Source organism: Longimicrobium sp., from assembly GCF_036280135.1.
In the GTDB taxonomy this organism is placed as follows: Bacteria; Gemmatimonadota; Gemmatimonadetes; order Longimicrobiales; family Longimicrobiaceae; genus Longimicrobium.
Window position 1 is genome coordinate 1 of sequence record NZ_DASURI010000382.1, and the last position, 3,654, is coordinate 3,654.

The 3,654-nt window shown below is 68.8% G+C and carries 5 protein-coding genes; all 5 read left to right on the forward strand.

What is annotated here, in order from left to right; genetic code table 11:
* The coding region (locus VFZ20_RS11935; RefSeq protein ID WP_329684107.1) for an ABC transporter ATP-binding protein at window positions 1-999 on the forward strand (999 nt) is incomplete at its 5' end.
* Between the two features lie 36 nt (window positions 1,000-1,035).
* Complete coding sequence (locus VFZ20_RS11940; protein ID WP_329684108.1) at window positions 1,036-2,007, forward strand: HAMP domain-containing sensor histidine kinase; 972 nt, start codon at window positions 1,036-1,038, stop codon at window positions 2,005-2,007.
* Between the two features lie 11 nt (window positions 2,008-2,018).
* On the forward strand, window positions 2,019-2,396 hold the full coding sequence (locus VFZ20_RS11945) for a response regulator (protein WP_329684109.1): 378 nt from the start codon (window positions 2,019-2,021) through the stop codon (window positions 2,394-2,396).
* A gap of 104 nt (window positions 2,397-2,500) precedes the next feature.
* Window positions 2,501-2,899, forward strand: coding sequence for a type II toxin-antitoxin system VapC family toxin (locus VFZ20_RS11950; RefSeq protein WP_329684110.1), 399 nt, complete (start codon window positions 2,501-2,503; stop codon window positions 2,897-2,899).
* On the forward strand, window positions 2,896-3,117 hold the full coding sequence (locus VFZ20_RS11955; RefSeq protein WP_329684111.1) for a type II toxin-antitoxin system Phd/YefM family antitoxin: 222 nt from the start codon (window positions 2,896-2,898) through the stop codon (window positions 3,115-3,117). Before VFZ20_RS11950 ends, VFZ20_RS11955 begins: the two co-directional genes overlap by 4 nt.
* Window positions 3,118-3,654: the final 537 nt, after the last annotated feature.

The window sequence follows — 3,654 nt, forward strand, 5'->3', positions numbered from 1 at the left end:
GCCCCCCTCATCGCGGGCCGCATCACCACGGGCGACCTGGTGCTCTTCCTGATGTACCTGGGGATGCTCACCTGGCCCATGATCGCCCTGGGCTGGGTGACCAACCTCTTTCAGCGCGGCGCGGCGTCCATGGGGCGCGTGAGCAAGGTCCTGGAGACGGAGCCCCGGGTGCGCGACGCGGCCGATGCCGTGGCGCCGGCGCAGGTGCGGGGCGACATCGAGTTCCGCCGCGTCTCGTTCCGCCACCCGGGAACGGAGCGCGACGTGCTGCGGGAGGTGGACTTCCGCATCCCCGCGGGGGCCACGGCCGCCATCGTGGGGCCCACGGGCTCCGGCAAGTCCACCGTGGTGAGCCTGCTGGCGCGGATGTACGACCCCACGGAGGGCGCCGTGCTGGTGGACGGCACGGACCTGCGCGCGTGGAAGCTGTCCCGCCTGCGCGAGGTGGTGGCGCTGGTGCCGCAGGACACCTTCCTGTTCTCCGAGACCATCGGCGAGAACCTGGCCCTGGGCTTTGACGATGCGGACGAGGGGCGGCGGATGGAGCGCATCCGGGCCGCGGCGGGGGTGGCGCGGCTGGACACCACCATCCAGGACTTTCCCGGCGGATACGACACGGTGCTGGGCGAGCGGGGCATCAACCTGTCCGGCGGGCAAAAGCAGCGGGCGGCGCTGGCCCGGGCCGTGGCGCGCGACGCGCCCATCCTGGTGCTGGACGACGCGCTGAGCGCCGTGGACACGCAGACGGAGCACGGCATCCTGGAGCGGCTCCGGGAGGTGTTCGCGGGGCGCACCAGCGTGATCGTGAGCCACCGCGTGACGGCCGTGATGCACGCGGACCTCATCCTGGTGATGGACGACGGGCGGCTGGTGGAGCGCGGAACCCACGCGGAGCTGCTGCGGCGGGGCGGCATCTACGCCGCGCTGCAGCGGCGGCAGCTGTTGGCGGAACAGGTGGAGGGTGACGACCCGCTTGCTGTCGCGTCAGACGCTGTCTAGATTGGCGCGACAAAGGTTCCCCCTCCCTCGGACTCGATGAACGACCTTCGCCTTTATCTGCAGGGCGACCACTCGACCGCGGAGCGCCTGCGTGAGGTGCTCGCGCGCGAGGGCTTCCGCATCGTGGAGCCGCCCCGCGACGCCGACGCCCCCGCCGGCATCGTGGTGGAGGTGGAGCCCGGCGTGCCCGCGTCGGCCCGCGAGGCGGCGGCGCGCGTGCAGGAGCTGGAGCGCGCGGTGCTGGAGCTGCGCAACCTGGACGTGGCCAAGAGCCAGTTCCTCACCAACGTGTCGCACGAGCTGCGCACGCCGCTCACGGCCATCGTCACCTACGGCGAGATCCTGCGCGACGGGCTGCTGGGCGAGATCACCCAGCGGCAGCGCGAGGCCATCGAGAGCATGATCGGCAGCTGCCGGCAGCTGCTGGGCATGATCGAGGAGATCCTCACCTACGCCCGCACCAACGCGCCCGCCATCGACATCCGCCCGGCGGAGTTCCGCCTGCAGGACGTGGTGGAGACGGTGCGCGACATGAACGCGTCGCTGCTGGAGCGAAAGGGGCTGCAGTTCAGCGCGGAGTACGACGGCGGCGTGGCGCCCGCGTGGGCGGACCGCGACAAGGTGGCGCACGTGCTGGGCAACCTCATCGGCAACGCCATCAAGTTCACCCCCGAGCAGGGATGGGTGCGGGTGGAGGCCCGGCAGGCGCCCGGGCAGCCCGGCTGGCTGCAGGTGGAGGTGGCCGACAGCGGGATCGGCATCGACCCGCAGCACCACGAGCTCATCTTTCGCGAGTTCGCGCAGGTGGACGCGTCACGGGCGCGGGTGCACCACGGCACGGGACTGGGGCTGAGCATCGCGCGGCGGTTCGTGGAGTTGCACGGGGGGCGCATCTGGGTGGAGAGCGAGCTGGGGCACGGCAGCCGCTTCTTCTTCACCCTTCCCTCCATTCACGCGGCGGGACCCGGCGCGGAGCCGGCGCCCGGCGAGGACGCGGCGGACGCGTGACGGAGGCGGCGATGGAGGGCCGGACGGTGCTGCTGGTGGAGGACAGCGACGCGATCCGCGACGCGTTCACCATCCTGCTGGAGGATGCCGGGTACACGGTGCTGGGCGCCGGCACGGGCGAGGACGCGCTGCGCCTGGCGGCGGACCGGGTGCCGGACCTGGTGCTGCTGGACATGGGCCTGCCCGACATGACGGGCCTGGACGTGGTGCGCCGCATCAAGGCGCGCGAGGACACGGCGGGGATCGCCGTGGTGGCCGTGACGGGCCGCGACGAGGAGGCGGACCGCAAGGCGTGCCTGGCCGCCGGCTGCGCCGCCTACCTGGTGAAGCCCGTGAACACCAAGACGCTCGTGCGGGACCTGCCGGGGTTCATGGGCGTGAGTGCGTGAGTGCGTGAGTGCGTGAGTGCGTGAGTGCGTGAGGTGATCAGCCAGCGCGCTCTTTGTTCAATTCGGAACCCGCCGACCCTCCACTTGTACAATGGTACAGGCCAGTGGATCTAATCGTAGATACGTCCGCGATCCTGGCCATCCTGCTGGAGGAACCCTCAAAGCCCCGCCTGCTTGAGATCACCAGGGATGCGGACATCGCCGCGCCGGCTTCCATCGATTGGGAGATCGGCAACGCCATCGCCCTGCTCTTCAAGCGCAAGCGGCTGACGCTGGAACAGGCATTGCTCGTGCTCGAGGCATACGAGCAGGTGCCGATTCGCCGGTTGGGGGTGCGTTTGCAGAAAGCGGTAAGCATCGCGCATCAACTCGACATCTATGCGTATGATGCCTACATGCTCGCGGCGGCGGTCGATCAGCGGCTCCCGTTGCTTACGCTGGATCAGCGACTTGCGAGGGTCGCTCCCCAGGTGGGCGTAGAGATCGTAGAGGTTCCAGAATGAAGGTCTACACGTATACCGAAGCTCGCCAGAACCTGGCGACTCTGCTGGACGAAGCGCGCGACGATGGCGCTGTCGCGATCCGCCGTCGAGATGGCAGCACATTCCTCCTCACGCCGGAGCAGAAGCGGCGTTCGCCCCTGGATGTACCCGGCGTGAACATCGGCATCACGGTCGACGAAATCGTAGATGTCGTGCGCGAGGCACGCGAAGCACGATAACAGCGCCCGACTCGCATCCGACCGACATCAAGCAGTTGAAGCCCCGCCGGGCGACGCGCAGCGTCGTCTTGGCGGGGCTTTCCGCGTTCGGTGCGGTGTCTTCGATCATCGAAGCACGCCCTGGTGCACGTGGCCGGACCTTCACTGGGGCAGTCCGCGCAGGTGGACTTCGTGCCTTTCCAGCGGCGAATTCATTCGCTCCGGCTGGGAGACGGCCGGTACCGCATGAGATCCGCAATCGGCATCCATTCGCTCCGGCTCGGGAATGGCCTTCCCCGATCAACCTTGTTACCGGCTGCACCCGCTCCACCGCGATTTCCACCCCGCGCGAAAAAGGCCCGGCATCTCGCCGGGCCACTTCCGCACCTCCGCACCTCCGCACCTCCGCACTTTCGCACTTTCGCACTTTCGCACTTTCGCACTTTCGCACTTTCGGGTCGTGTACCTGGTGGTAGTTGACGCCGTGGACTAGTGTGTGGTGAACACCGTTCACACTTCGACTCGCCAGAGCGTCACATGTCGCAGCCGCTTGATGTG

Excerpts from the sequence above, each read along its gene's own strand:
- VFZ20_RS11940 (WP_329684108.1), top strand. The coding sequence starts at position 1,036 with ATGAACGACCTTCGCCTTTATCTGCAGGGCGACCACTCGACCGCGGAG.
- VFZ20_RS11945 (WP_329684109.1), top strand. The coding sequence starts at position 2,019 with ATGGAGGGCCGGACGGTGCTGCTGGTGGAGGACAGCGACGCGATCCGC.
- VFZ20_RS11955 (WP_329684111.1), top strand. The coding sequence starts at position 2,896 with ATGAAGGTCTACACGTATACCGAAGCTCGCCAGAACCTGGCGACTCTG.